Origin of the sequence: Georgenia wangjunii (assembly GCF_036421975.1) — a bacterium.
GTDB lineage: Bacteria > Actinomycetota > Actinomycetes > Actinomycetales > Actinomycetaceae > Georgenia_A > Georgenia_A wangjunii.
Genome location: NZ_JAZGON010000001.1, coordinates 332053 through 358564, shown reverse-complemented (window position 1 = coordinate 358564; position 26512 = coordinate 332053). Strand labels below are relative to the sequence as shown.

The following is a 26512-nucleotide window of genomic DNA, read 5'->3' as shown; positions in this document are numbered from 1 at the left end:
GCACGGCGTGAACCCCTTCGGTAACGACTCCCACCGCAGCCGTCTCGCCGAGCTCGTCCGCGAGCTCGCCGTCGTCCGGGGCGAGGTGACGCTCGCGAGCGGCCTCACCTCCGACTACTACGTCGACATGCGCCGGGTGACCCTCCACCACGACGCGGCACCGCTCGTCGGCCACGTCATGCTCGACCTCCTCGAGGAGGCCGGCCTCGGTGCCGGTGAGGTGGACGCCGTCGGCGGCCTGACGATGGGCGCGGACCCGGTTGCCGGCGCGATCCTCCACGCCGCCGCGTCACGCGGCCTCGGCATCGACGCCTTCGTCGTCCGCAAGGAGGCCAAGGCGCACGGGCTGCAGCGCAGGATCGAGGGGCCCGACGTCGCCGGGCGACGCGTCGTCGTCCTCGAGGACACCTCGACGACGGGCGGTAGCCCGCTCGCTGCCATCGAGGCGCTGCGCGAGGCCGGGGCGCTCGTGCTCGGGGTCGCGGTCGTCGTCGACCGGGCCACCGGCGCACGCGAGCGGATCGAGGCCGCCGGGGTGCCCTACCTCGCCGCGCTCGGCCTGGACGACCTCGGGCTCGCCTGAGGGCGCTGTGCGAGAATCGCGGCGTCCTGCGCCTTGACGACCGAAAGGGCTGGCACCCGTGGAACCGCTGACCGTCGTGCTCATCGTCCTTGCCGTCCTCGTCGTCGTCGTGGCCGTGTGGGCCATCGCCACCTACAACGGTCTCGTACGCCTGCGGAACCTCGTCCAGGAGGCGTGGCGCCAGATCGACGTCGAGCTCCACCGCCGCCACGACCTCATCCCCAACCTCGTCGAGACGGTCCGGGGCTACGCCGGTCATGAGCGCGGCGTCTTCGAGGACGTGACCCGCGCCCGGGCGCAGGCGCTCTCGCCGGGCACCAGCCCCGCGCAGCAGGCCGAGCAGGAGAACGCGCTCACGGCGGCGCTCGGGCGGCTCTTCGCCGTCGCCGAGGCCTACCCGCAGCTGCGCGCGGCGGAGAACTTCGCCTCCCTCCAGGCCGACCTCACGAACACCGAGGACCGGATCGCTGCCGGCCGGCGCTTCTACAACGCCAACGTCCGCCAGCTCAACACCCGGGTGGAGACGTTCCCGCCCAACGTCATCGCAAGCATCTTCGGCTTCCGGCGCGCGGAGTACTTCGAGGCCAACGACCCGGCGGTGCGCACGGCACCGGCCGTGACGTTCGAGCCCGGCGAGGCGGACGCACCCGTCCCGGCGTCCTCCGACGACGGGGGCCCCTCGTTCGGCGGCCAGCGCGGCGGCTACGACCCGCGCCGCGACGGCGCGCTCCAGCCGGGCGCGGGGGACGGGACCCCGCCGTCGCGGTGAGCGGCCGGCAGGACAGCACGGTCGACGGCGCGGGCGCCGCTCCGGTCGACGGCGCCCCGGCGCACGCGGACCGGACCGATGGGGGCCCCGGCGACGTTGCCGCGGCGGTCGGCGTCGGGCCGTGGCCGGGTGGGCCGGCAGCCTGGCCGACGGACGAGCGCTACGACCCCGAGCTGCTGGCCGACGGGGACCGCCGCAACGTCGTCGACCGCTACCGGTACTGGAGCGTCGAGGCGATCCTCGCGGACGTCGACACCCGCCGGCACCCGCTCCACATCGCGATCGAGAACTTCGCCCACGACATGAACATCGGCTCGGTCGTGCGGACGGCCAACGCCTTCGCCGTCGCGGGCGTGCACGTCGTCGGGCGCCGGCGCTGGAACCGGCGCGGGGCGATGGTGACCGACCGCTACCTCCACCTGCACCACCACGACGACGTGGCGGGGCTCCTCGCCTGGGCGGCGCAGCACGGGCTCGCGGTCGTCGGCGTCGACAACGTCGACGGGTCCGTCCCGCTCGAGCACCGCAGCCTCCCGCGCGAGTGCGTGCTCCTCTTCGGCCAGGAGTCGACGGGGCTCAGCGCCGAGGCCCGCGCGCAGTGCGCCGAGATCGTCCACATCACCCAGTACGGCTCGACCCGCTCGATCAACGCCGGTGCCGCGGCCGCGATCGCCATGCACGCGTGGATGCTCCAGCACGCGGCGCCCGAGCCGCCCCCCGCGGCTTGAGGGGGCCGCGGGCGAGAGCATGCCCGTGGGCCGCGGCAGGCGCGGACGTCCCACGCCCCCAGCGAGCAGGGCGTGACACAATCGCACTCGACAAAAGGACTACTGCACACCAAGAGAGTGGAGGCCCACGTGCCTATCGCAACCCCCGAGGTCTACGCCGAGATGATCGACCGGGCCAAGGCAGGCAAGTTCGCCTACCCGGCCATCAACGTGACCTCCTCGCAGACCCTCACGGCCGCCCTCCAGGGCTTCGCCGAGGCTGAGAGCGACGGCATCATCCAGGTCTCCGTCGGCGGCGCCGAGTACGCCTCCGGCTCGACGGTCAAGGACCGCGTCGCAGGCTCGCTCGCCCTCGCGGCCTACGCCCGCGAGGTCGCCAAGGGCTACGGCATCACCGTCGCGCTGCACACCGACCACTGCGCCAAGCCGAACCTCGACTCCTGGGTCCGCCCGCTGCTCGAGATCGAGGCGCAGGAGGTCGCGGACGGCAAGCTCCCCACCTTCCAGTCGCACATGTGGGACGGCTCGGCCGTGCCGCTGGAGGAGAACCTCCTCATCGCCGAGGAGCTCCTCGAGCTCTCCCAGCGCGCGCGCACCATCCTCGAGATCGAGGTGGGCGTCGTCGGTGGCGAGGAGGACGGCGTCGCCGCTGAGATCAACGACAAGCTCTACACGACCGTCGAGGACGGCCTCGCCACCGTGCGGGCACTCGGCACGGGCGAGCGGGGCCGCTACCTCACGGCCCTCACGTTCGGCAACGTCCACGGCGTGTACAAGCCGGGCGCGGTCAAGCTCCGCCCCGAGATCCTCGGCGAGATCCAGGCCGCGGTCGGCGCGGAGATCGGCAAGGAGTCGCCGTTCGACCTCGTCTTCCACGGCGGTTCCGGCTCCACCGCCGAGGAGATCGCGCTCGCGGTGGACAACGGCGTCATCAAGATGAACATCGACACCGACACCCAGTACGCGTTCACGCGCCCCGTCGTGGGCCACATGTTCGCCAACTACGACGGCGTCCTGCGCATCGACGGCGAGGTGGGCAACAAGAAGGCCTACGACCCGCGCGCCTGGGGCAAGCTCGCCGAGGCCGGCATGGCCCAGCGCATCGTCGAGGCCTGCCAGCAGCTGCGCTCGGCCGGCACGAAGATGGCCTGACCCGTCACCACCCGGTGATGGACGAGGGCCCGGCACGCCGCGCGTGCCGGGCCCTCGTGGCATGCGGGGTCAGGCGGCGCCGTCTGTGCCGTCCGGGAATCCGGGGTCGTCGTCGACGACGTCGACGACGTCACCGATCCGCGTCACCTCGAGCAGGAACCGCACGACGTCGGGCGGCTGGATGATCGTGAGCCGGCCGGGAGCGCGGTGCGCGAGGCGGGCGAGGAGGGCGACGCCCGAGGAGTCCATGAAGGTCACGTGGCGGGCGTCGATCTCGACGGGGGTGCCCGCCTGCTCGGCCTCGGCCACGGCCTCGGTGAGCTCGGCGCTGAGGGCGACGTCGATCTCGCCGGACAGGACGAGGCGGGTGCGTACCGGGGACACCATGAGGTGGACCGATCCGGACTCCGCGCCCGGGTGAACGGGTCCGTTGGCCCCCGTCGTGGACGGCGTGCTGTTGACGTCGCGCACTGCTGCTCCCTTCCCGTCCGCTGCGCGCGTGCGTCGCGCGCCTTCAGACGGCATCGTAGGGAACGCTAGACGATCGGAGGTGGAGATGGTCAATCCTGCGCGCGCGCGTTCTGCCGCTGACCTCGGCGGCAGGAGCGCCGAGGATGGCGCCGTCCCGCCCTCGAACGACCTTCCGGGCCACCTGGCCACCGTCGCGCTCGACGCGATGGCGGACATGGTGTGCCTCGTCGACGTCCGCCGCGGGGACGCGAGCGCGCCCTGGACGCCCGTCTGGGTCAATGCCGCCGCCGAGACGATGACGGGCTACACGCGCGCCGAGCTACTCGCCCCCGGGCCGGAGTCCCTCGCCGGCGCGACCGCGGCGAGCACCGACGCGGAGGTCTGCCGCGCGCTCGAGGGCGCCGAGCCCACGTCGACGACCCGGGCCGTGCGCCGCAGGGACGGTTCCGGGTTCTCCGGCTCGTTCTCCTTCGTCCCGCTCGGGCCCGGGGTGCCCGGTTACGACCGCTGGCTCCTCACCGTGCGCGACGTCTCGGAGCAGCTCCAGACGACGGCGCTCGCCCACGCCCGCGCCAACGCCGAGCAGCGCGCGCGGCTGGGCCTGAGCCTCGTCGCGCGGGTGTCCGACATCCTCGCCGACCCCAGCTCGGCGACCGTGCTCAGCGACATCGCCGCACTGCTCGTGCGGCGAGTCGTCGGGTGGGCGGCCTTCTACGTCGACGGCCCCACCCTTCACGAGGTCGAGGCTCTCGAGGGGGAGCCGCAGCGCCCACGCGACCTGCGTCGGCTCACTCAGCTCAGGCCCGACGTCGACGACCCCGTGCGTGACCTCCTCCTCGAGACGCGCATGCGCACGCTCGTCCTCGACGTCGCCAACGATCCCGAGCCGGGCACCGTCACGGCCGAGCTCGTCGAGCTCGTCCGCCAGGCCGGCCCGCCGGGGGGGACGAGCGGGGTGAAGGTCTTGCCCGTTCTCGGACGTCAGCGGGTGCTCGGCGTCCTCGCCGTCGTGCCGCGGTCCGGCCCTCCGCCCGAGCCGACCGGAGCCTCGATGCCGCGGCTCGAGGACGAGGGGCCGGCCATGAGCGCGGACGAGGTGACCACGGTCCTCGAGCTCGTCGTGCGGCGCGTGGGCATGGCGATGGACAACTCCCACCTGTACGACCGTGAGCACCGCCTCGCCGAGACGCTCCAGCGGGCGATGCTTCCCGAGCAGGCGGACATCGCCGGCCTCGACGTGTGGACGTACTACGCGCCCAACTCCGAGCACGCCCAGGTGGGCGGCGACTGGTACGACGTCCTCCAGAGCCCGGGGGAGCGTGTCGGCATCGTCATCGGCGACGTCGTCGGGCACGACGTCGAGGCCGCCGCTTCCATGGGTCAGCTCCGGTCCGTGGTGCGCGCCTACTCCGCCGAGTTCGGCGACCCCGGGACGGTGCTCGGGCGCGTCGACCGCCTCGTCGCCGGCATGCGCATCCCGCGCTCGGCCTCGCTCGTGTACTGCGCCCTCACGCCCGCCGCCGACGGCGCCTGGGACGTCGCGTACAGCCGTGCCGGGCACCTCCCGCCGCTCCTTGTCAGCGGCGGTACCGTGACGAGCCTCGACGGCGGTGGCGGCGCACTCGTCGGGTTCGGGAACCGCCCCCGAGAGAGCGCGTACGCGCGTGCCGCGCCCGGTGACGTGCTGGTCTTCTACACCGACGGCCTCGTCGAGCGGCGCGACCGCACGATGCGCGACGGCGTCGCGGCACTGACGGAGGTGTGCGCCTCCATCGACGCGCCCGACGCCGCCGGCGTGGGGGAGGAGCTCCTCCTGCGCCTCGCCGACGCCCCGGAGGACGACGTCGCAATCGTCATCGTGCGTGTCCCCGACCCGGTGGGGGACACCCCGCGCACGTGGGTGAGCCCGCGGCAGCGGCGCTGGCAGATGCCGGTCGACCCGCAGACCATCGCACGCTCCCGGCACGCGCTCCTGCGCGCGTGCGAGGCGTGGGGCATCGAGGACACCGCGGCAGCCGAGCTCGTCGTGTCCGAGCTGGTCGCGAACGCCGTCATGCACGGGTGGGGCCGGGTGGACCTCCGGCTCGAGGACACCGGTGACGGGCTGCGGATCGAGGTCGAGGACGCGAACCCGGCGCCCCCGATGACGCGCGAGCGCCACAGCGGCCGTGTGGGCGGGTTCGGCATGCACATCGTCGACCGGCTCGCGGACTGGGGCTGGCGCCCTACGCCCGCCGGCAAGGTCGTGTGGGCCCGCCTCCGCCCCCAGCACGCTCAGCGGCTGCGCCCCCAGAAGGGCTGACGAGGGACCGATCCGTGCGATCGCGCCGGGGTGCTGGTGCCGCCGGTGGGAGGGGCGCGGTGCGCGTCGACCGTGCAGGCTCGTTCGAGGGCGCGCGACCAGCCACAGCCCGCGGGTGCCCCGTGCTCAGCGGTCCGAGGGGCCGCGGAGAGAGCCGTGACCTGCCGGCGGCTCGCGTGCCGCGGTCAGCGCGCCGTCGGGAGGAGTGTCAGACCGAGGCGCGGCTGAAGCCCGACGGCGGCGTCGCCGGGGAGCACTGGTGCTCGGCGTCGATGCGGAAGGAGTCGAGGGCGCCGCAGATCTCGAGGACGAAGAGGTCCCGCTCGTCGCACCCGCGCAGGACCGTCGCGCCACCACGCTTGGCGGAGGCGTCGGCGAGGGAGATGAGGAACGCGGCACCGGTCGAGTCCATGAAGGTGACCTGGCACATGTCGACGACGAGGAGCTGACGGCGCAGACCGCTCACCCTGGCGGCGATCTCGGGGAACTGACCGCGCTCGGCGAGGTCGAGGTCGCCGGCGATGGACACGGTCGTCGTCGTCGGCGACGTCGCGATCTCGATCATCCTGCCTCCTCAGTCAGCCGTCGTCGAGGCTAACCTGCCTCCGCCCACGCCGCACGTCCGCGCGGGACCCGACCCGTCCTCGCGGGTCGAACGGCTGAGCCTGCCTGTTCGAACCGGCACGCTGCGCGTGCCGGGGCACGGGGACGTCGATGACCCGGTGCGCCCGCGGCGGTGGGAGGATCGAGGGCATGCAACAGAACCTGCTCGGACCCGATCCCACCCGTCTCGGCGCGGACCACCCGGACGTCGCTGCCCGCGCCGCGCTCGACGCCGGTGCGGACCCGCGCGAGGTCGCCGCCACGCACCCGGGCGCGAGCCTGGCGTGGGCGCTCCTCGCCCGTCGGGCCATGGCCGGCGGGGACCCGGTCGCCGCCTACGCCTACGCGCGCACCGGCTACCACCGCGGCCTCGACTTCCTGCGGCGTGCGGGGTGGCGCGGCCAGGGGCCGATCCCCGCGGACCACGTCCCCAACCAGGGCTTCCTCATGGCGCTCATGGCGCTCGGTGACGCCGCTGCCGCCATCGGCGAGGAGGAGGAGGCCGCACGCTGCGCCGACTTCCTCACCGGCGCCGACCCGGGTGCGCGCGAGCTGCTCGGGTAGCCTGGCGCGGGAGCCGTCCGGCCCCGACCGCAGCGAAGGGACCCGTTACTCATGCCAGCCGTCGTGGTCGTCGGCGCCCAGTGGGGCGACGAGGGCAAAGGCAAGGCCACCGACCAGCTCGGTGGAGAGGTCGACTACGTCGTCAAGTTCAACGGCGGTAACAACGCCGGGCACACCGTCGTCGTCGGGGATGAGAAGTACGCGCTCCACCTGCTGCCGTCGGGGATCCTCTCCCCGGGCTGCACGCCGGTCATCGGCAACGGTGTCGTCGTCGACCTCGAGGTCCTCTTCGCCGAGCTCGACGCCCTGAGCGAGCGGGGCGTGGACGTCTCCCGCCTGCTCGTCTCGGGGAGCGCGCACCTCATCCCCGCGTACAACCGGACCCTCGACAAGGTCTCCGAGCGCTTCCTCGGCAAGCGTCAGATCGGCACGACCGGCCGAGGCATCGGCCCGACGTACGCGGACAAGATGAGCCGCGTCGGGATCCGGGTCCAGGACCTCTTCGACGAGCACATCCTGCGGCAGAAGGTCGAGGGCGCCCTCGTCCAGAAGAACCAGCTGCTCGTCAAGGTGTACAACCGCCGCGCCGTCGCGATCGACGAGATCGCCGACGAGATGCTCTCCTACGCCGAGCGCCTGCGGCCCATGGTCGCCGACACCTCGCTCGTGCTCAACGAGGCGCTCGACGCCGGCAAGACCGTCGTGTTCGAGGCGGGCCAGGCGACCATGCTCGACGTCGACCACGGCACCTACCCCTTCGTCACCTCCTCGAGCGCGACGGCGGCGGGGGCGTGCACGGGGTCCGGCATCGGCCCGACGCGCATCGACCGCGTCGTCGGCGTCATCAAGGCCTACACGACGCGCGTGGGCGAGGGGCCGTTCCCCACCGAGCTCGAGGACGAGTGGGGCGAGCGGCTGCGCACCGTCGGCGGGGAGTACGGCACGACGACGGGGCGCCCGCGCCGGTGCGGCTGGTACGACGCCGTCGTCGCCCGCTACGCCGGACGCATCAACGGGCTGACGGACCTCGTGCTGACCAAGCTCGACGTCCTCACCGGCATCGAGAAGATCCCCGTCTGCGTCGCCTACGAGGTGGACGGGCAGCGGATCGAGGAGATGCCACTCGACCAGACGACGTTCCACCACGCCGAGCCGGTCTACGTCGAGCTCGACGGGTGGGAGGAGGACATCTCCGGCGCCCGCGAGTTCTCCGACCTCCCCGCCACGGCCCAGGCGTACGTCCTCGCGCTCGAGGAGATGTCCGGCACCCGGATCTCCTCGATCGGCGTGGGGCCGGACCGGGAGGCGACGATCGTGCGGCACCCCCTCCTCGGCTGATCCGCCCTGGGCGGTGGCCACGGCCACCACCGCAGGCACCGCGCCCCGGCGCCCGGGCACCGCGCCCAAGGCCGCCGCCGGCCACTGAGACCGCACCTTTCGGGGCGAGACCGCACCTTCCAGCCGGGTCCAGGCCCGGAAAGGTGCGGTCTCACGCGGCGCCGAGGACGTGGGCGACCCGACCGTGCGGACTGGACCCGACCGTGCGGACTGGATCCGGCCACCGGGCCCTCCCGCCGCCCGGCAGACGAGCGCGCCCGGACCCGCCCGGCAGACGAGCGCGCCCGGACCCGCCCGGCAGACGAGCGCGCCCCGCCCCGCGGTGCCCGCCCCGGTGAGGGGTCGGGCGGTGCGGGTCGGGGCGCGCTCGGTGCTGCGTGGCGTGCGGGTCAGCGGGGCGTCTCGTCCTCCGGGCGGCCGTCGGTGCGCGGCTCCTCGACGGGCGACTGCTCGAACGGCGGCGGCGGGGCCTGCTCGACCGGGGGCACCGACTCCGTCGGCGCGGAGAAGCTCTGCGCCGTGGGCTGCTCGTACCCGACGGGCGACGCGCCCGGCGCCGGCGGCGGCGGGGCGTCGAAGCCACCCTGCTCGGGGGCGGGGTAGCCCGCCGGGGGGCCGTCCTGCTGCGGTGCGGCGAACCCGTCCTGCTGCTGCGGGGCGGCGAAGCCCTCCTGCTGCTGCGGCGCGCCGTAGCCGCCCTGCTGCTGCGGCGCGTACGGCGCGTCCCCGCCCGCGTAGGGAGCCGGCGGTGCGTAGCCCGTCGTCGGGTCGACGCCGGGGCCGGCGTCCTTCGTCTTCTTCTTGCGGGCGAGGAAGAAGACGACGGCCGCGAGGACGAGGAGGAGGACGACGGCGAGGACGATCCCCAGGATCGGCGACCCTGCCGCGCTGCTGCTCTCCTCGGCCTCACCCGTGGCGGTCACGCCGGTGGAGAGGGCGTCGAGCCCGGTCCACGTGACAGTGTTGCCGTCCACCTCGCCGCCGCCGGCGTCGATGACCGCGCCGGGGAACGTGGCGGCGATGGTGACCTCGGGCTCCATGCCGGCCGGCATGCCCTCGAGGTCGCCGACCTCGTCCTCGGACCCCTCGAGGGCGAACGTGTAGACGTCGCCGTCGCGGGTGATCGTCATGCCGTCGCCGCTCATGTCGTCGAGCGTGGCGCCGGTGGCCTCGAGGCGGCAGCCGAAGTTGCCGTCCCCGCCGAGCTCGGAGACGGTGAAGTCGACGTTCTCCGGGGTGTCCCCGACGCCCATCTCGGACTCGAGGTCCTCGCAGCTGATGTCCTGCTCGGTCATGAGTCCGGACAGGTCCTCGAACTCCATCGTGATGTCGAGCGACTCGTCGGCGTTGATCTGGACCCCGAGGTCCATGCGGAAGCACCCACCCAGCACGAGGAGGAGAGGGAGCAGGAGGAGCGCAGTGAGGCGGCGGGTGGCACGTGGCCGGGCTGGTGACATACGACGCACCATATCGGCCTCGCACCTTGCGCGGTTGGCAAGCGTCCGTCCGGTGCGGTCCACGGGTGACGCCGGGCGATCAGGCAGCCGCGACGGGCGAGTAGGCTCGCGGACCGTGAAGATCCTCGTGATCGGCTCCGGCGCGCGCGAGCACGCCCTGGCCCGAGCCCTGGACCGTGACCCGTCGACGCACGAGGTGGTGGTGGCGCCGGGCAACCCCGGGACCGCGGGCATCGCCGTCAACCGGGACGTCGACCCGCTCGACCCGGCGGCCGTGTCCGCGCTCGCGGTCGAGCTCGGCGCGGACCTCGTCGTCGTCGGTCCCGAGGCGCCCCTCGTGGCCGGCGTCGCCGACGCGGTGCGCGCGGTCGGCATCCCCTGCTTCGGTCCTGATGCGGAGGCCGCGCGGCTCGAGGGGTCCAAGGCCTTCGCCAAGGAGGTCATGGCCGCTGCCGAGGTGCCGACGGCGCTCGCGCACGTGTGCACGACCCTCGACGACGTCCGTGACGCCCTCGACGCGTTCGGCCCGCCCTTCGTCGTCAAGGACGACGGGCTCGCCGCGGGCAAGGGTGTCGTCGTCACCGAGGACCGCGAGGCCGCCCTCGCCCACGCCGAGGCCTGCCTGGCCCGCGCCGGCGAGGGACGTGCTGTCGTCGTCGAGGAGTACCTCGACGGCCCGGAGATCTCCCTCTTCTGCCTGTGCGACGGGACCGACGCCGTCCCCCTCGCCCCGGCGCAGGACTTCAAGCGCCTCGCCGACGGCGACGCGGGGCCGAACACCGGCGGGATGGGCGCCTACTCGCCGCTGCCGTGGGCCCCGGAGGGGCTCGTCGAGGAGGTCATGGAGCGCGTCGCCCGCCCGGTCGTGCGCGAGATGGCCCGCCGCGGGACGCCGTTCACCGGGGTCCTGTACTGCGGTCTCGCGCTGACGAGCCGCGGCCTGCGCGTCATCGAGTTCAACGCCCGCTTCGGCGACCCCGAGACCCAGGTGGTCCTCGCGCGCCTCGCCTCGCCGCTCGCGGAGCTCCTCCTCGCGGCCGCGACGGGCCGGCTCGGGCAGGCGCTCGAGCCCCGCTGGTCCAAGGAGGCGGCCGTGACCGTCGTCCTGGCCTCGTCCGGCTACCCCGAGGACGTGCGCACGGGTGACCGCATCGAGGGCGTCGCGCAGGCCGAGGCGCTCGACGGGGTCGACGTGCTCCACGCCGGGACCGGGCTCGACGTCGACGGCGCGCTCGTGAGCGCCGGCGGCCGGGTGCTGTCCGTCGTCGGCACCGGCGCCGACCAGGCGGCCGCCCGCCGCGCCGCCTACGCGGGCGTCGACCGCATCACGCTCGCCGGCTCGCAGCACCGCCGCGACATCGCCGCCGAGCACGAGGGCTGAGCGATGGACGCGCAGCTCGCCCCCGAGCTCCCCGGGTGGTCGCACGTCTACTCCGGCAAGGTCCGGGACCTGTACGTGCCGGCGCAGGGTGAGGAGGACGTCGTCCTCGTCGTCGCCTCGGACCGGGTGAGCGCCTACGACCACGTCCTGCCGACGCCGATCCCCGGCAAGGGCATCGTCCTCACCCAGCTGAGCCTGTGGTGGTTCGACCAGCTCGCGGACCTCGTCCCGAGCCACGTCCTCGCGCGCGACGTGCCCGACGCCGTCGCCGGCCGGGCGATGGTGTGCCGCCGGCTCGAGATGTACCCGGTCGAGTGCGTCGCCCGCGGCTACCTCACGGGCTCCGGCCTCGTGGAGTACCGCGCGGGCGGGACCGTGTGCGGGGTGCCGCTGCCCGCGGGGCTCGAGGACGGCTCCCGCCTCCCCGCTCCGATCTTCACCCCGGCGACGAAGGCGGCGGTGGGGGAGCACGACGAGAACGTCTCCTTCGACGTCGTCGCCGCCCAGCTGGGGCAGGAGCACGCCTCCCGCCTGCGCGACCTCACCCTTGCCGTCTACGGTCGCGCCGCCGAGGTCGCGGCCGAGCGCGGCATCATCCTCGCGGACACCAAGCTCGAGTTCGGTGCCGCCCGGGGCGGCCCGGACGTCGTCCTCGGCGACGAGGTCCTCACCTCCGACTCCTCCCGTTTCTGGCCGGCGGCGCAGTGGCAGGTGGGCCGTGCCCAGCCCAGCTTCGACAAGCAGTTCGTGCGTGACTGGCTCACGTCGCCCGACTCGGGCTGGGACCGGGCCGGTGACGCCCCGCCCCCGCCCCTGCCCGACGACGTCGTCCTGCGCACCCAGGAGCGCTACGCCGAGGCCTACACCCGCCTCACCGGCCGCGCGGCACCCGCGCTGCCGACCCCGTAGCCCGCCCCGCTCCGCCCAGACCCGACCCCGGACGCGGAACCGGAACCGGATCCGGACCCCACCGACCGCCCACCCCCGCACCCAGCACCCTCGACCCGCGCCGGCCCCAGCCCCTCTCGTGATCATGCAGAGGTGCCGCCCCGTCGCGAGAGCCGCGAGTGGAGCGCGTGCGGGGGAGCGGCGTGGACGGGCGGCGGGGCGGCGGACGCCGCGCGGTAGACTCGCACGCGCCCCGACCCGCCTGACCAGGAGCACACCCATGGGACGAATCGTCGTCGAGGTCATGCCCAAGCCAGAGATCCTCGATCCGCAGGGCAAGGCCGTCGCCGGTGCACTGCCGCGGCTCGGGTTCGCCGACTTCACCGGCGTCCGCCAGGGCAAGCGCTTCGAGCTCGAGGTCGACGGCGAGGTCAGCGCGGAGATGCTCGAGGCCGCCCGCGCCGCCGCCACGACGCTCCTGTCCAACCCGGTCATCGAGGACGTCGTGCGCGTGGCCGTCGCGGACGAGGTCGCCTGATGGGGGCCGCGAGCGGGGCGCGCGTCGGCGTCGTCACGTTCCCCGGGTCGCTCGACGACCGCGACGCCCAGCGCGCGGTACGCCTCGCCGGCGGCGAGCCCGTCGCCCTGTGGCACGGGGACGCCGACCTCCAGGGCGTCGACGCCGTCATCCTCCCGGGCGGGTTCTCCTACGGGGACTACCTCCGCTGCGGGGCGATCGCGCGGTTCTCCCCGGTCATGACGTCCGTCGTCGAGGCCGCCCGCGGCGGGCTGCCCGTCCTCGGCATCTGCAACGGGTTCCAGGTCCTGTGCGAGGCGCACCTCCTCCCGGGTGCCCTCATCCGCAACGAGGAGCAGCGGTTCATCTGCCGCGACCAGGAGCTGCGCGTCGAGAACGCGCGGACGGCGTGGACCGGTGACCTCACGGAGGGCGCCACCATCACCATCCCCCTCAAGAACGGCGAGGGCGGATTCGTCGCCGACGCCACCACGCTCGACATGCTCGAGGGCGAGGGACGCGTCGTCTTCCGCTACCTCGGCCCCAACCCGAACGGCTCGTCGCGCGGCATCGCCGGGATCAGCAACGAGCGCGGGAACGTCGTCGGGCTCATGCCGCACCCCGAGCACGCCGTCGAGCCCGGGTTCGGCCCCGACGGCGCCCGCGGACCCCGCACCGGCACCGACGGCCTCGCGCTCTTCACGTCCGTGCTGGGCGCGCTCGTCTCCGCCTGAGCGGAGCAGGTCCGGGCGATCCGTCAGCGCCACCGGTGGAGAAGATCACGTAACATCCGTAGCATTCCCCCACGTATGTCCCTCAGATGTGGGAGCGATCAATGGCGGAGCTCGATGCGGGTCTGGCCGGGGACTGGCTGTTCGACCCGGCGCACAGCCGGATCGGGTTCTCCGCGCGCCACGCGATGGTGACGAAGGTCCGCGGCGCGTTCAACGACATCGAGGGGCGGATCCACGTCGACCCCCGCGGGGCGAGCCACTCGTTCGTCACGGTGCGCCTGCGGTCCGCGAGTGTGGACACCCGCAACCCGCAGCGCGACGGGCACCTGCGCAGCGCCGACTTCTTCGACGTCGACCGCTACCCGGACATCGTCTTCACCTCGACGATGGTCGACGAGGTCGAGGACCGGATGTACATGGTGGTCGGCGACCTCACGATCCGCGGGATCACGAAGGAGATCGCCATCCCCATCGAGCGGCGCGGGGTGGAGCGGGACGCCGACGGCGAGCTGCGCGCGGGGTTCGAGGGCACGCGCCGGGTGGACCGGCGGGAGTGGGGCCTCGAGTGGCAGGTGGCGCTCGACGCAGGTGGGGTCCTCGTCTCCGAACGCATCACCCTCGAGTTCGAGATCTCCGCGGTCAAGGTCCGCCCGGAGGCGGCGGCCGAGACCCCCGCGGGCGCGGACTCCGCGGCATCCGGCGTGCCGGACCCGCCTGCCGGGGCCCTCGCCGCCGCCGCCGCTCAGGCAGTCGTCGTGGCCGGCCCGGACGACGGCGCTGCGAGCCCGGGCGCCCGCGCCGCGGGGCCGGACCGCGTCCTCACACCGGCAGCTCGCTCAGGCGGCCGCCATCGATCGCCCACCGGCGGGTGGCTCGCACGCCTGCGAGCATCCGGCGGTCGTGAGTGACGAGCAGGACCGTCCCGGGGTAGGACTCGAGCGCCTGCTCGAGCTGGACGATGGCCGGCAGGTCGAGGTGGTTGGTCGGCTCGTCGAGGACGAGGAGGTTGACCTCCTTCGCCTGGAGGAGCGCGAGGCCGGCGCGGGTGCGCTCGCCCGGGGACAGCGAGGTCGCCGGGCGGAGGGCGTGCTCACCGCCGAGCCCGAACTTGGCGAGCAGCGTGCGGACCTCCGCGTCGGTCCACTCGGGCACGAGCGCCGCGAACGTCGCCGCGAGCGGCTGGGGGCCGTCGAAGAGCGCGCGGGCCTGGTCGACCTCGCCGAGGGCGACGCTCGCGCCGAGGGAGGCGCGGCCCTCGTCCGGGCGCAGGCGCCCGAGCAGGAGGGCGAGGAGCGTGGACTTGCCCGAGCCGTTCGCGCCCGTGATGACGACCCGGTCGCCGTAGTCGACCTGGAGGCTGAGCGGGCCGAGCGTGAACGCGTCTGCACCCGAGCCACGGCGCACCACCGCCGCGTCGAGGACGGCGACGACCGAGCCGCTGCGCGGCGCCGCCGCGATGGACATCGCCAGCGCCCACTCCTTGCGCGGCTCCTCGACCTCGTCGAGCCGCTCGATCGCGCGGTGCGACGCCGCGATCTTCCCGGCCTGCTTCTCGGTCCGGGCCAGGGCGCGGGCCTTGATGTGCTTGTCGCCGTCGGCGGACTTCTTCCGGGCCGTGCGGACGCCCTTGTTCACCCAGGTCTTCTGGGTCTGGACCCGGTCGAGGAGCTGGCCACGGCGGTCCGCGTACTCCTCGTACGCCTCGCGCGCGTGTCGCCGGGCCACCTCCCGCTCGGCGAGGAACGCCTCGTACCCGCCGTCGTAGACGCTCACCTGCTGCTGCGCGAGGTCGAGCTCGACGATGCCGGTGACGGTGCGCGAGAGGAACTCGCGGTCGTGGCTGACGACGACGACCGGCGCGCGCGAGCCCGTGACGAAGCGCTCGAGGCGGTCGAGGCCGGCGAGGTCGAGGTCGTTCGTCGGCTCGTCGAGGAGCAGGACGTCGTAGCGCGAGAGGAGGAGGGCGGCGAGCGAGGCGCGGGCCGCCTCCCCGCCGGACAGCGTCGTCATGGGGGCGTCGAGGTCGGTGCCGAGGCCGACGTCGGCCGCGACGGCGCCCGCCCGGTCGTCGAGGTCCGGGCCGCCCAGGGCCATCCACCGCTCGAGTGCGGCGGTGTAGGCGTCGGCGGTCGTCGCGTGCTCGGGGCGCTCGGCGAGCGCGTCCGCCGCGGCGTCCATGGCGGCGCTCGCCTCCGTCACGCCCGTGCGGCGCTCGAGGAACTCCAGGACCGTCTCGCCAGGCCGCCGCTCGGGCTCCTGCGCGAGGTAGCCGACCGTCGCCTGCGGCGGCGCCAGCGTCACGCGTCCCTCGGTCTCCGCCGTCGTCGCGAGCCCGGCCAGAGCGGTGAGGAGCGTGGACTTCCCGGCGCCGTTGGCACCGACGAGCCCCCACACGTCCCCGGGCGCGATCGTCAGCGTGAGGTCCGCGAAGAGCTGGCGGGCTCCGCGCGAGGCGCCGTAGCCGACGACGTGCATGGTTGCTGGCATGGACCCAGGCTATGCCGGGTGGGGAACGGCGCGGATCCACGGCTGCGTGGAGTTGTCCACAGGCGGATCGGCAACCCGGCGCTGGACGCGTGCGTGGGCGCCGCCGGCCCTGTCCACAGGCGGATCGGCGGTGGTGTGAGTATGTGCACAGGGCTGTGGAGAAATGCTGTGGACAACGGTCGGGCGGACGGGGCCCGCCGGCCTCCCGTCCGCTCGACCAAGCCCGGGCGGACCGTTCAGAGCGGCCGCACGCTCCCGGTGAGGTGGACCGTGTCGCGCCCGTGCCGGGTGGCGGTGAACGCGTGGCCGCCGCCGGTCTCGGTGACGTCGAGGGCGACGCGTGAGGGCAGGAGCACCGGCTTGGCGAAGCTCACCTCCCACGTGAAGGCCTCGCCGCGAGCACGCCCGATGGTCGCGAGCGCGCGCGCCGCGGTGTACATGCCGTGGGCGATCGGCCGCGGGAAGCCGAACGCCCTCGCTCCGAGGCGCGAGACGTGGATGGGGTTCCGGTCGCCCGAGACGCTGGCGTAGCGCTTGCCGGTGTCCGAGCCCAGCCGCCACACCGCCGTCGGCCCGGCCTGCGCTCGCGGCACTTCTGCATGATCACGCGAGAGGGGTGCGGCGGAGGTGGTGTCGGGGGCGGGCGGCGCTCCTGCCTGATCACGCGAGGGGTGCTTGGCGAGGTAGGTCGACGTGCCCTGCCAGACGCGCTCGGTGCCGACGCTCACGTCGACGACGAGGTCCACCTGCGTCCCGCGCCGGTGGGGGCGCAGCGGCTCCGCCCAGGCGCGGACGGTGAGGACGTCCTCGAGGTGGAGCGCGCGCCGCTGGACCACGCGGTTCTCGACGTGGACGAGCCCGAGGACGGGCAGCGGGAAGTCCGGGCGCACCATGAGCGCCATGGCGAGGGGGAACGCGAGGACGTGGACGTACCCGGGCGGGAGCACGTCGGTTCCCGGCTCACCGAGCAGCTCCTCGTAGGCGGCGAGGCCGGCCGGGTCCGCCCGGACGCCCTCGACGACGTACGCAACGTCCGGCACGGCGCCGCCGGCCGGGCGCCGGGAGGCGAGCACGAGCGAGGCGGACCGGCCGAGCGCCTTCGAGTACAGGCGCGCGAGCGACGGCATCTCGTCGAGGCGCTCCTCGCGGGCCGCCGGGTGGTCGGGGCCCATCACTGGCCCACGATGTTCTGGCCGCACACGCGCAGCGTCTGCCCGTTGATGCCCCCCGCCTGCGGCGAGGCGAGGAACGCGATGGTCTCCGCCACGTCGACCGGTTGCCCGCCCTGCTGGAGGGAGTTCGCCCGGCGCGCGATCTGCCGCGCGACCGTCGGGATGCGTGCGGTCATGTCCGTCTCGATGAAACCAGGTGCGACGGCGTTCGCCGTCCCGCCGAGCTCGGTCATGCGCGGGGCGAGCGCCTGGACCATGCCGATGATCCCGGCCTTGGCCGCCGCGTAGTTCGTCTGCCCGCGGTTGCCCGCGATGCCCGACGTCGACGCCAGCGCGAGGATCCGTGGCGCCGGGCCGAGCGTCCCGGGCCGGGTGAACGTGTCGTTCATCCGCAGGGGGGCGAGGAGGTTGACCGCGAGGAGGTCGTTCCAGCGGTCCGTCGTCATGTTGGCGAGGAGCTTGTCCCGCAGGATGCCGGCGTTGTGGACGACGACGTCGATCGAGCCGTACCGCTGGCGGGTGTGCGCGAGGATCCGCTCGGCGGCGTCGGAGGCGGTGATGTCGAGCTGGAGGGCGCTGCCCCGCACCTCGTTCATCACCTCGCTCAGCGCGTCACCAGCCGCCGGGACGTCGATGCCGACGACGCGGGCGCCGTCACGGGCGAGGACGCGGGCGATCGCCGCACCGATGCCGCGGGCGGCGCCGGTGACGACCGCGACCTGGCCCGTGAGCGGGCGCACCCAGTCGGCCGGCTCGTGCCCCGCCGCGGAGTCGACCCGGAGGAGCTGGCCGCTGACGAAGGCCGAGCGGGCCGAGAGCAGGAAGCGTAGGCCCCCGCGCACCGAGGGCGCCGTCACCGGCACCCCGTCGCCGAGGACGAGCCCGTTCCCCGTGGCGCCGGCGCGCAGCTCCTTCGCCACCGACCGGAGGAAACCGTCGATGCCACGGCGCACGGCCGCCAGCGTGGGGGCGTCATCGGCCTGCGGTGCCCGGGAGAGCGTGACGACCCGGCCCGAGGGTGCGAGGCGGCGCAGCACCTCGCCGAGCCCGAGAGCGGGGTCGCCGAGCTGCCCGGGCGCCTCGATCTCCGTGAGGACGAGGAGGACCGCCCCCCACCGCTGGTGGTCCGGGAGGTGGGGGTCGCGGCGGACGTCGAGGTCCCACTCGAGGAGGCCGTGGGCCACGTCGTCGGCCGCGGCCCGGGAGGCGGCGTCGCCCAGGACGAGGACGGGACCCACGACGAGCGGCTCGTCCGGCGCGGACGCGTCCGTGCGGCGCAGCCCCACGGGCTGCGGCAGGCCGAGCTTCTTGGCGATCGACCGGGGTGCGCCACCGCGCACGAGGTCGAGGTAGGTGTCGGTCACGCTGCCTCCAGGATCATCGCGGTGGCCTGGCCGCCGGCCGCGCAGACGGTGATGAGCCCGCGCGCGGGCGCCCCGGTCTCGGCCTTGCGCTCGGCGAGGAGCTTGGCCATCGTGCCGACGATCCGGCCGCCGGTCGCTGCGAAGGGGTGACCTGCCGCGAGGGAGGAGCCGGTGACGTTGAGGCGCTCGCGGTCCACATCCCCGAGGGGCTCGGACCGGCCGAGGCGCTCCCGGCAGAAGTCGGGGTCCGCCCAGGCGGCGAGGGTGGCGAGGACGGTGGAGGCGAACGCCTCGTGGACCTCGACGAGCTCGAAGTCGCCCAGGCCGAGGCCGTGGCGGGCCAGGAGCCGGGGAACGGCGTAGCAGCCGCCCATGAGGAGCCCCTCCTGGCCGCGGACGAAGTCGACCGCCGCGCTCTGGGCGTCGACGACGTGCGCGAGCACCGGCAGGCCCCGCTCGGCGGCCCAGTCGGGGCTGGCGAGCAGGACCGTCGACGCGCCGTCGGACAGGGGCGTGGAGTTGCCCGCCGTCATCGTGGGCGTCTCGCCGCTCTTGCCGAAGACGGGCTTGAGGCCGCCGAGCTTCTCCAGCGAGGTGTCGGCGCGCAGCGACTGGTCGCGGGTGAGCCGGCGGTACGGCGTGAGGAGGTCGTCGAAGAAGCCGCGCTCGTACGCGGCGGCGAGGCGCTGGTGCGAGGCGAGCGCGAGCTCGTCCTGCGCCTCGCGGCTGATGCCCCACCGGGCCGCCGTGATGGCCTGGTGCTCACCCATGCTCAGCCCGGTCCGGGGCTCCGCCACGTCCGGCGCGACGGGCGCGAGGTCCGCGGGACGGACCGCGGAGAACGCCTTGAGGCGCTCGGGCAGGGAGCGGGCACGCGAGGCGCGCAGGAGGGCGCCGCGGAGCCGGTCGGAGACGACGATGGGGGCGTCCGAGGTGGAGTCGACACCGCCACCGACGCCCACCTCGGCCTGGCCGAGCGCGATCTTGTTCGCGACGCCGACGATCGCCTCGAGGCCGGTGGCGCACGCGCGCTGGACGTCGTAGGCGGGGGTGTGCGGGTCGAGCGAGGAACCGAGGACCACCTCACGGGTGAGGTTGAAGTCCTTGGGGTGCTTGAGGACGGCGCCGGCGGCGACCTCGTCGAGCCGCTCGCCCGCGAGGCCGAAGCGGGCGACGAGGCCCTCGAGCGCCGCGGTGAGCATGTCCTTGTTCGACGCCGCGGCGTACGCGCCACCCGCCTTGGCGAACGGGATGCGGTTGGCCCCGACGACGGCGGCCCGTCGGGGGGATGGAGCTGTCGGGGTCACGTCGTTGTCCTCCGGGTCGGTCGGTGCGGCGCGGGACGGAGGTCCCACGGATGCTTGCGGTACCCACGGTACTTGATACTCTCGGTTTCGTGATGTCGACCACAAGCGATGCGTCTGCGGACGGCCGGGCCACGCGATGGGACTCCCACCGCACGTCCCGCCGGGCCGAGCTCGTCCGCGCCGCGCGCCGCGCGGTCCACCACCGTGGGCCCGACCTGTCGATGGACGAGCTCGCCGCCGAGATCGGGACGTCGAAGTCGATCCTCTACCGCTACTTCACCGACAAGGCCGGGCTCCAGGCCGCCGTCGGCGAGGCCGTCCTCGACGGCCTGCGCGAGGCGCTCGAGGAGGCGGGACGCTCCGCGCGCAGCCCGCGGGTGCGGCTCGGCGCGATGGTCTCCGTCTACCTCGAGATGGTCGGCTCGTCCTTCCACGTCTACGACTTCATCACGCGCCCGGAGGCGGAGAGCGAGGCGGGCGCGCTGCGCGGCTTCGTCGCCGACATCGACGCCCTCGTCGCCGAGTCCCTCCTGCCCGTCCTGCGGCTGCGGGCGAACGGCGGCGAGAGCGCCGCGGACCGGGACGCCGAGAGCCGCGCCCTCGCGCTCCTGTGGGCCTCGGGCATGGTGGGGCTCGTGCGCGGCACCGCCGAGCGCTGGTTCGCGCACCGCGACCGTCCCGCCGGCCCCGCCGGCCCCGAGGTGGGCCACCCCGTGGACCGCACCATCGGCGCCATGGACCGCGACGTCCTTGCCGCGCACATCACCGAGTGGCTGTGGGACGGGGCCGCCGGCGTCGCCCGCCGCGCAGCCGCCCACGGTGCCGCACCCGGCACCGCCCCCGACGACCTGTTGACCGCGACGAAGCGACCGGAGTGATCATGACCGCTGTCCCCACCCGACCCGTCCCCACGGGAGCGACGCCCACCCCGCCCAGCCCCACCGACGCCGCGGCGCCTGGTGACGGCGCGGGCGCCGCCCGCGTCGCGACGCCCGGTGCGGCGACGGCGAGCCCGGAGAGTGCGGGCACGCCGCCGAGCCCGGGCTCGACCCGCACGACGGTGCCCGACGCGGAGCGCATCGACGTCGACGAGCTCGGCCGCCTCCTCGACGGCCGGTGGTGGGAGCAGCGCCGCGCCGCGCGCGACCTCGCGCTCGACCCGGACTTCCACCACGTCCCGGGCCTCGGCGTCGACGAGCAGCGCGCACGCGTCTTCGACCAGCTCCACCTCCTCGTCGAGCGCGGCGACGTCCTGCGCGGCTTCCCGGAGGCCCAGGGAGGGCGCAGCGACCCGGGCGGCAACCTCGCTGGCTTCGAGGAGCTCTTCCTCGGCGACCCCTCGCTCCAGATCAAGGCCGGCGTGCAGTGGGGACTCTTCGGCTCCGCTGTCCAGCACCTCGGCACCGCCGACCACCACGAGCGGCTCCTGCCCGGCATCATGCGCCTCGGCGTGCCCGGCTGCTTCGCGATGACCGAGACGGGGCACGGCTCGGACGTCGCATCGATCGGCACGACCGCCACGTACGACCCCGCGACGGAGGAGTTCGTCCTCAGCACCCCGTTCACGGCCGCGCGCAAGGAGTACATCGGCAACGCCGCGGTGCACGGCGTCGCCGCCGTCGTCTTCGCCCAGCTCGTCACGGGCGGCGTCAACCACGGGGTCCACGCCTTCTACGTCCCGCTGCGCGAGGAGGGACCCGACGGCACGCTGACCTTCCTCCCGGGCATCCACGGCTCCGACGACGGCGTCAAGGGTGGCCTCAACGGCATCGACAACGGCCGGCTGTGGTTCACCGACGTCCGCGTCCCGCGCACGAACCTCCTCAACCGCTACGGCGACGTCGCCCCGGACGGGACGTACAGCTCGCCCATCGCCAGCCCCGGTCGCCGGTTCTTCACCATGCTCGGCACCCTCGTCCAGGGCCGCGTCTCGCTCGGCGGCGCCGCGGTCGGCGCGAGCAAGGTCGCGCTCACCGTCGCCGTGCGGTACGGCTCGCAGCGGCGGCAGTTCTCGGCGACGGGCGGGGACGAGGAGGTGGTGCTCCTCGACTACCAGCAGCACCAGCGCCGGCTCCTGCCGCTCCTCGCGCGCACGTACGCCGCGGCCTTCGCCCAGGACGAGCTCCTCCAGCGGTTCCACGACATCTTCTCCGGCGCCCACGACGACGACGCCTCGCGCCAGGACCTCGAGACCCTCGCCGCCGCGATGAAGCCGATGACGACGTGGCTCGCGCTCGACGCGCTGCAGCAGGCCCGCGAGGCGTGCGGCGGTGCCGGGTACATGGCCGAGAACCGCCTCGTCGGGCTGCGCGCGGACTTCGACGTCTACGCCACGTTCGAGGGGGACAACAACGTCCTGCTCCAGCTCGTGGGCAAGCGCCTCCTCACCGACTACGGCAAGGGGATGGCGAAGATCGACGTGGCCGGCGCCGCCCGGTTCGTCGCGGCACGCGCGGCGGACATGACGCTGCACCGCACGCCGCTGCGCCGCGCCGCGCAGTCCGTGCGGGACTCCGGCTCGATGGCGCGCTCCGCCGGGCACCTGCGCTCGGCCGACACCCAGCGCGAGCTCCTCGAGGACCGCGTCGAGACGATGATCGAGGAGATCGCCGGCGCGCTACGCGGCGTCAAGGACGCGCCGCCCGCCACGGCGGCCGCAGTCTTCAACGCCCACCAGCACGAGCTCATCGGGGCGGCCCGCGCCCACGCCGAGCTGCTCCAGTGGGAGGCCCTCACCGCCGCGCTGGCCCGGGTCCGGGACGCCCGCACGCGGGAGGTCCTCACCACCGTCCGTGACCTCTACGGCCTGACGACGATCGAGCGCAACCTCGCCTGGTACCTCGTCAACGGCCGGATCACGGCCCAGCGCGCCCGCGCCGTGACAAGCTACGTCAACCGGCTGCTCGTGCGGCTGCGCCCGCACGCGCTCGACCTCGTCGACGCCTTCGGCTACAGCCCGGACCACGTCCGCGCGCCGATCGGCGGCGGGGCGGAGGAGCAGCGCCAGCAGGAGGCCCGCGACCACGTGCGCCGGCGCCGGGCGAGCGGTGGCGAGCCCGTCCCCGAGAAGCACGTCCGGCCGGTCACCACCGGTTGACGACCAGCTCGGCCCAGCCGACGAGCCCGTCGACGCGACGCTTCGTGCCGCCGTCGTCGCGGAGCCAGCCGGTCCACGTGCCGAAGGCGCGGTCCGTCCTGGCCGAGAGCATCCCGAGGCTCACCGCGGCGGTCCGGGTGCGGAACGGGGTGAGCCGGACGTCGGCGCGCTCGCCGGTGACGAACCACGGAGCGCCGACGTCGGTGGCGTCGTACGCCCAGGAGAGGTCCTCCGCGATGCGGTGGAGGCGTCCGTCGAGGGAGAGCGCGCTCTCGCTGGCGCCGGTGCCATCGGTCCACCTGCCGCCGAGCTGCAGCCCGGTGCGGACGCCGTCGACGAGACCGGAGCCGGCCCCGCGGTTCCACAGGACCGAGTAGGGCCACCGACCCCGGCCGTGGTCGAGGACGGCCCACGTCCCCTCCCCGAGCTCGTGCCGGACGCCGTCGACGGTGAGCGCGCCGGAGACGGGGAGGGCCGCCGTCGTGAGGGAGTACTGGAAGAGCCGCTCGCTCCACGGGACGACGACGCCGAGGCTCTCTGTCCCGGCCGGGGGCGCCACGAGGACGTCGAGGTGGATGCGGTCGGTGCGGGCGCGCAGCCACAGCGCGTCGGGGCTCGCGAGCGTCGGCGCCGGGTCGACGGCGATCGTCAGGCCGGTCCCGTGCGCGCGCACCGGCCCCGTCCCGACGACGGCCGGCATGTGGGTGTCCCGGGCGAGCGGCACCGTCACGGAGGCGGAGACCTCCTCGCCCGTGCGGCGGTCGAGCACCCACACCTCGTGGACACCGGCGAAGTTGAGCGCGGAGGCGATGACCGTGACGACGTGCCGGTCGTTCATGAGGACGCAGTGCTCCCACGTCTTCGTCCGCGACCACGTCGCGGGCAGGCCGCGCGCGTTGCCGCGGCGCAGGTTGGCGCGGTGGAGCGCGGCGCGGGTCCAGCCCACGGCCGCCGGGTTGAGCTCTCCGGACGGCAGACAGAGGTCGACGCGCTCGGTGATCTCGCGCTGCGGGGCGCGGCGGCCCTCGTCCATGGCCCAACTCTGCCACCGGCCGGCGGGTGGCTACAGGCGAACCGCGGCGCGGCCCTGGGCGAGCCACGGCCGCGGACGGGGGGCGCTGCTGGACCCCGGACGCACGCCCGGCATGCGCGCCGGTAGCCTGGCACCCGCACGCGCCCCACCACGTACGCCAGGAGCAGCCATGACCGACGCCCACCTCGACACGGTCGCGCGGGCGGCGGCGACCCCCGATGTGGAGCTCCCGTACGCCTCGCTCGGGCTCAAGGACGACGAGTACGCCCGCATCGTCGAGATCCTCGGCCGCCGGCCCACCGCCGCCGAGCTCGCCATGTACTCGGTCATGTGGTCCGAGCACTGCTCGTACAAGTCCTCCAAGGTGCACCTGAGCCAGTTCGGCGAGAAGACGACGCCCGCCATGCGCGAGCACCTCCTCGTCGGGATCGGGGAGAACGCCGGCGTCGTCGACATCGGCGACGGGTGGGCGGTGACGTTCAAGGTCGAGTCCCACAACCACCCGAGCTTCGTCGAGCCCTACCAGGGCGCCGCGACGGGCGTCGGCGGGATCGTGCGGGACATCATCTCCATGGGCGCGCGGCCGGTCGCCGTCATGGACCAGCTCCGCTTCGGCGCGGTCGACCACCCGGACACGGCGCGGGTGGTCCACGGCGTCGTCGCCGGGGTCGCCGGCTACGGCAACTGCCTCGGCCTGCCGAACATCGGCGGCGAGCTCGACTTCGACCCGTCCTACCAGGGCAACCCGCTCGTCAACGCGCTGTGCGTCGGCGTCCTGCGCCACGACGACATCCACCTCGCCAACGCCTCCGGCGTCGGCAACAAGGTGGTCCTCTTCGGCGCACGAACGGGCGGCGACGGCATCGGCGGCGCGTCGATCCTCGCGAGCGAGACCTTCGACGGCGGGGTGCCCACGAAGCGTCCCAGCGTCCAGGTGGGCGACCCCTTCATGGAGAAGGTCCTCATCGAGTGCTGCCTCGAGCTCTACGCGGCCCGGGTGGTCGAGGGTATCCAGGACCTCGGCGCCGCCGGCATCTCGTGCGCCACCTCCGAGCTCGCCTCCAACGGCGACGGCGGCATGTACGTCGAGCTCGACAAGGTGCTCCTGCGCGAGGAGCTCAACGCCGGTGAGATCCTCATGTCCGAGTCGCAGGAGCGGATGATGGCGGTCGTCGCGCCGGACAAGCTCGAGGAGTTCCTCGCCATCACCGGCAGGTGGGACGTCGAGACGTCCGTCATCGGCGAGGTCACCGGCACCGGCCGGCTCATCATCGACCACCACGGCGAGCGCATCGTCGACGTCGACCCGCGCACCGTCGCCCACGAGGGGCCTGTCTACGAGCGCCCCTACGCCCGCCCCGCGTGGCAGGACGCGCTCAACGACCCGGCCAACGGGGCCGAGCACCTCCCGCGCCCGGCAGGCGGCGAGGCGCTGCGCGAGCAGGTCCTCACGCTCGTCGCCTCGCCCAACCTCGCGAGCAAGTCGTGGGTGACGGACCAGTACGACCGCTACGTCCAGGGCAACACCGCGCTGGCGCAGCCCGACGACGCCGGCGTCATCCGAGTCGACGAGTCCAGCGGCCTCGGTGTCGCCCTCAGCACCGACGCGAACGGCCGCTTCACCAAGCTCGACCCGTACACCGGGGCGCGGCAGGCGCTCGCCGAGGCCTACCGCAACGTCGGCTGCGTCGGCGCGCGCCCCCTCGCCGTGACGGACTGCCTCAACTTCGGCTCGCCGGAGGACCCGGACGCCATGTGGCAGCTCGTCCAGGCCATCACCGGTCTCGCCGACGCCTGCGCCGAGCTCGGCGTGCCCGTCACGGGCGGCAACGTCTCCCTTTACAACGGCACGGGCGAGCCGGGCCAGATCGACTCCTCGATCAACCCCACGCCCGTCGTCGGCGTCCTCGGCGTGCTCGACGACGTGGCCCGGGCGACGCCGTCCGGCTGGACCCGGCCCGGGCTCGCCATCTACCTCCTCGGCACGACGCGCACCGAGCTCTCGGGCTCCGCGTGGGCCGACGTCGTCCACGGCCACCTCGGCGGGATGCCGCCGGCCGTCGATCTCGACGCCGAGCGGCGCCTCGCGGAGATCCTCGTCAACGCCTCGCGCGACGACCTCGTCGAGGCCGCGCACGACCTGTCCACCGGTGGGCTCGCGATCTCCCTCATCGACGCGTGCCTGCGCTTCGGCACGGGCGCGGACGTCGACCTCGGCGCGCTGTGCGAGCGCGACGGCGTCGACCTCGCGACGGCGCTGTTCGCCGAGTCGGGCGCGCGTGCGCTCGTCGCCGTGCCGCGCAGCGAGGAGGTCCGCCTCGTCGACCTCTGCACCGCGCGGCAGTTCCCCTACCTGCGGATCGGCGTGACCAACGACGCCGGCCCCGAGCCGGTCGACGGGGTCCCGGCGCTCGACGTCGCCGGCACCTTCACCCTCACCCTCACCGAGCTCGCCGAGACGTCGGCAGCGACCCTGCCCCGCCACTTCGGCTGACTGCGGGCGTGGCCCGGACGCCGAGGTCCGTCCGCACGCCCCCATCCCTGTCGTCCTATCACTGAAGGAGC

At 74.2% G+C, this 26512-nt stretch carries 23 protein-coding genes; 15 read left to right on the top strand and 8 right to left on the bottom strand.

Annotated features, from left to right (window positions below; genetic code table 11):
* Positions 1–7 precede the first annotated feature (7 nt).
* The 4 genes from pyrE (at position 8) to fbaA (ending at position 3232) form a co-directional block, all read left to right on the top strand.
* Positions 8–583, top strand: a complete 576-nt coding sequence (pyrE, locus tag V2J63_RS01585; protein WP_331229220.1) for an orotate phosphoribosyltransferase — start codon at positions 8–10, stop codon at positions 581–583.
* Positions 584–641: 58 nt separating this feature from the next.
* Positions 642–1352 carry a LemA family protein gene (locus V2J63_RS01580; protein ID WP_331229219.1) on the top strand — a complete coding sequence of 237 codons (711 nt, stop codon included), beginning with the start codon at positions 642–644 and terminating at the stop codon, positions 1350–1352.
* Positions 1349–2080, top strand: coding sequence for a TrmH family RNA methyltransferase (locus tag V2J63_RS01575; protein WP_331229218.1), 732 nt, complete (start codon positions 1349–1351; stop codon positions 2078–2080). Before V2J63_RS01580 ends, V2J63_RS01575 begins: the two co-directional genes overlap by 4 nt.
* Before the next feature lie 129 nt (positions 2081–2209).
* Positions 2210–3232, top strand: a complete 1023-nt coding sequence (gene fbaA, locus V2J63_RS01570; protein ID WP_331229217.1) for a class II fructose-bisphosphate aldolase — start codon at positions 2210–2212, stop codon at positions 3230–3232.
* A gap of 69 nt (positions 3233–3301) precedes the next feature.
* Here fbaA and V2J63_RS01565 read toward each other — a convergent pair whose 3' ends face one another.
* Positions 3302–3757, bottom strand: a complete 456-nt coding sequence (locus V2J63_RS01565; protein ID WP_331229216.1) for an STAS domain-containing protein — start codon at positions 3755–3757, stop codon at positions 3302–3304.
* Between the two features lie 31 nt (positions 3758–3788).
* Here V2J63_RS01565 and V2J63_RS01560 point away from each other — a divergent pair, with 31 nt between their 5' ends.
* Positions 3789–6005 (top strand): ATP-binding SpoIIE family protein phosphatase, encoded by a 2217-nt coding sequence (locus V2J63_RS01560; protein ID WP_331229215.1) that lies wholly within the window; start codon positions 3789–3791, stop codon positions 6003–6005.
* Between the two features lie 208 nt (positions 6006–6213).
* Here the strand turns inward: V2J63_RS01560 and V2J63_RS01555 are convergent, their stop codons facing one another.
* The gene (locus tag V2J63_RS01555) at positions 6214–6570 is read right to left on the bottom strand and encodes an STAS domain-containing protein (RefSeq protein WP_331229214.1); all 357 of its coding nucleotides are present in this window, start codon (positions 6568–6570) and stop codon (positions 6214–6216) included.
* A 188-nt stretch (positions 6571–6758) separates the two neighbouring features.
* Here V2J63_RS01555 and V2J63_RS01550 point away from each other — a divergent pair, with 188 nt between their 5' ends.
* Positions 6759–7172, top strand: coding sequence for a DUF3151 domain-containing protein (locus tag V2J63_RS01550; RefSeq protein ID WP_331229213.1), 414 nt, complete (start codon positions 6759–6761; stop codon positions 7170–7172).
* Positions 7173–7223: 51 nt separating this feature from the next.
* Positions 7224–8510, top strand: coding sequence for an adenylosuccinate synthase (locus tag V2J63_RS01545; RefSeq protein WP_331229212.1), 1287 nt, complete (start codon positions 7224–7226; stop codon positions 8508–8510).
* Between the two features lie 389 nt (positions 8511–8899).
* On the opposite strand, the gene V2J63_RS01540 is transcribed toward V2J63_RS01545, so the two are convergent.
* Positions 8900–9967 (bottom strand): LppM family (lipo)protein, encoded by a 1068-nt coding sequence (locus V2J63_RS01540; protein ID WP_331229211.1) that lies wholly within the window; start codon positions 9965–9967, stop codon positions 8900–8902.
* 115 nt (positions 9968–10082) lie between these two features.
* On the opposite strand from V2J63_RS01540, the gene purD reads away from it, so the two are divergent.
* From purD to V2J63_RS01515, 5 genes are all read left to right on the top strand, one after another.
* Positions 10083–11348 carry a phosphoribosylamine--glycine ligase gene (purD, locus tag V2J63_RS01535; RefSeq protein ID WP_331229210.1) on the top strand — a complete coding sequence of 422 codons (1266 nt, stop codon included), beginning with the start codon at positions 10083–10085 and terminating at the stop codon, positions 11346–11348.
* Positions 11349–11351: 3 nt separating this feature from the next.
* Positions 11352–12257, top strand: coding sequence for a phosphoribosylaminoimidazolesuccinocarboxamide synthase (locus V2J63_RS01530; protein WP_331229209.1), 906 nt, complete (start codon positions 11352–11354; stop codon positions 12255–12257).
* 259 nt (positions 12258–12516) lie between these two features.
* Positions 12517–12774 carry a phosphoribosylformylglycinamidine synthase subunit PurS gene (gene purS / locus V2J63_RS01525; protein WP_331229208.1) on the top strand — a complete coding sequence of 86 codons (258 nt, stop codon included), beginning with the start codon at positions 12517–12519 and terminating at the stop codon, positions 12772–12774.
* Positions 12774–13487, top strand: a complete 714-nt coding sequence (purQ, locus tag V2J63_RS01520) for a phosphoribosylformylglycinamidine synthase subunit PurQ (protein ID WP_331229207.1) — start codon at positions 12774–12776, stop codon at positions 13485–13487. The genes purS and purQ overlap by 1 nt, the downstream gene beginning before the upstream one ends.
* A gap of 101 nt (positions 13488–13588) precedes the next feature.
* Complete coding sequence (locus V2J63_RS01515) at positions 13589–14395, top strand: YceI family protein (protein WP_331229206.1); 807 nt, start codon at positions 13589–13591, stop codon at positions 14393–14395.
* On the opposite strand, the gene V2J63_RS01510 is transcribed toward V2J63_RS01515, so the two are convergent.
* From V2J63_RS01510 to V2J63_RS01495, 4 genes are all read right to left on the bottom strand, one after another.
* The gene (locus V2J63_RS01510) at positions 14307–15974 is read right to left on the bottom strand and encodes an ABC-F family ATP-binding cassette domain-containing protein (RefSeq protein ID WP_331229205.1); all 1668 of its coding nucleotides are present in this window, start codon (positions 15972–15974) and stop codon (positions 14307–14309) included. The genes V2J63_RS01515 and V2J63_RS01510 overlap by 89 nt on opposite strands.
* Before the next feature lie 236 nt (positions 15975–16210).
* On the bottom strand, positions 16211–17146 hold the full coding sequence (locus V2J63_RS01505) for a MaoC/PaaZ C-terminal domain-containing protein (RefSeq protein ID WP_331229204.1): 936 nt from the start codon (positions 17144–17146) through the stop codon (positions 16211–16213).
* Complete coding sequence (locus V2J63_RS01500; RefSeq protein ID WP_331229203.1) at positions 17146–18510, bottom strand: 3-oxoacyl-ACP reductase; 1365 nt, start codon at positions 18508–18510, stop codon at positions 17146–17148. Before V2J63_RS01500 ends, V2J63_RS01505 begins: the two co-directional genes overlap by 1 nt.
* A complete protein-coding gene (locus V2J63_RS01495) occupies positions 18507–19817 on the bottom strand; it encodes an acetyl-CoA C-acetyltransferase (RefSeq protein ID WP_331229202.1) in 1311 nt (436 codons plus the stop codon). The genes V2J63_RS01500 and V2J63_RS01495 overlap by 4 nt, the downstream gene beginning before the upstream one ends.
* A 92-nt stretch (positions 19818–19909) precedes the next feature.
* On the opposite strand from V2J63_RS01495, the gene V2J63_RS01490 reads away from it, so the two are divergent.
* Positions 19910–20695, top strand: coding sequence for a TetR/AcrR family transcriptional regulator (locus V2J63_RS01490; protein ID WP_331229201.1), 786 nt, complete (start codon positions 19910–19912; stop codon positions 20693–20695).
* 2 nt (positions 20696–20697) lie between these two features.
* Positions 20698–22914 carry an acyl-CoA dehydrogenase family protein gene (locus V2J63_RS01485; RefSeq protein WP_331229200.1) on the top strand — a complete coding sequence of 739 codons (2217 nt, stop codon included), beginning with the start codon at positions 20698–20700 and terminating at the stop codon, positions 22912–22914.
* Here V2J63_RS01485 and V2J63_RS01480 read toward each other — a convergent pair.
* Positions 22901–23947: a DUF2804 domain-containing protein gene (locus V2J63_RS01480; protein ID WP_331229199.1), complete on the bottom strand. Its 1047-nt coding sequence runs from the start codon at positions 23945–23947 to the stop codon at positions 22901–22903. The two genes, V2J63_RS01485 and V2J63_RS01480, sit on opposite strands and share 14 nt — an antisense overlap.
* Before the next feature lie 169 nt (positions 23948–24116).
* Between V2J63_RS01480 and purL the strand changes: the two genes are divergently transcribed.
* Complete coding sequence (purL, locus tag V2J63_RS01475) at positions 24117–26441, top strand: phosphoribosylformylglycinamidine synthase subunit PurL (RefSeq protein WP_331229198.1); 2325 nt, start codon at positions 24117–24119, stop codon at positions 26439–26441.
* Positions 26442–26512 lie beyond the last annotated feature (71 nt).

Bases quoted from the DNA above. Each gene is read 5' to 3' on its own strand.
- V2J63_RS01565 (WP_331229216.1), bottom strand. From the start codon at position 3,757: ATGCCGTCTGAAGGCGCGCGACGCACGCGCGCAGCGGACGGGAAGGGA.
- V2J63_RS01560 (WP_331229215.1), top strand. From the start codon at position 3,789: ATGGTCAATCCTGCGCGCGCGCGTTCTGCCGCTGACCTCGGCGGCAGG.
- V2J63_RS01555 (WP_331229214.1), bottom strand. From the start codon at position 6,570: ATGATCGAGATCGCGACGTCGCCGACGACGACGACCGTGTCCATCGCC.
- V2J63_RS01550 (WP_331229213.1), top strand. From the start codon at position 6,759: ATGCAACAGAACCTGCTCGGACCCGATCCCACCCGTCTCGGCGCGGAC.
- V2J63_RS01545 (WP_331229212.1), top strand. From the start codon at position 7,224: ATGCCAGCCGTCGTGGTCGTCGGCGCCCAGTGGGGCGACGAGGGCAAA.
- V2J63_RS01540 (WP_331229211.1), bottom strand. From the start codon at position 9,967: ATGTCACCAGCCCGGCCACGTGCCACCCGCCGCCTCACTGCGCTCCTC.
- V2J63_RS01530 (WP_331229209.1), top strand. From the start codon at position 11,352: ATGGACGCGCAGCTCGCCCCCGAGCTCCCCGGGTGGTCGCACGTCTAC.
- purS (WP_331229208.1), top strand. From the start codon at position 12,517: ATGGGACGAATCGTCGTCGAGGTCATGCCCAAGCCAGAGATCCTCGAT.
- purQ (WP_331229207.1), top strand. From the start codon at position 12,774: ATGGGGGCCGCGAGCGGGGCGCGCGTCGGCGTCGTCACGTTCCCCGGG.
- V2J63_RS01515 (WP_331229206.1), top strand. From the start codon at position 13,589: ATGGCGGAGCTCGATGCGGGTCTGGCCGGGGACTGGCTGTTCGACCCG.
- V2J63_RS01510 (WP_331229205.1), bottom strand. From the start codon at position 15,974: ATGCCAGCAACCATGCACGTCGTCGGCTACGGCGCCTCGCGCGGAGCC.
- V2J63_RS01505 (WP_331229204.1), bottom strand. From the start codon at position 17,146: ATGGGCCCCGACCACCCGGCGGCCCGCGAGGAGCGCCTCGACGAGATG.
- V2J63_RS01490 (WP_331229201.1), top strand. From the start codon at position 19,910: ATGTCGACCACAAGCGATGCGTCTGCGGACGGCCGGGCCACGCGATGG.
- V2J63_RS01485 (WP_331229200.1), top strand. From the start codon at position 20,698: ATGACCGCTGTCCCCACCCGACCCGTCCCCACGGGAGCGACGCCCACC.
- V2J63_RS01480 (WP_331229199.1), bottom strand. From the start codon at position 23,947: ATGGACGAGGGCCGCCGCGCCCCGCAGCGCGAGATCACCGAGCGCGTC.
- purL (WP_331229198.1), top strand. From the start codon at position 24,117: ATGACCGACGCCCACCTCGACACGGTCGCGCGGGCGGCGGCGACCCCC.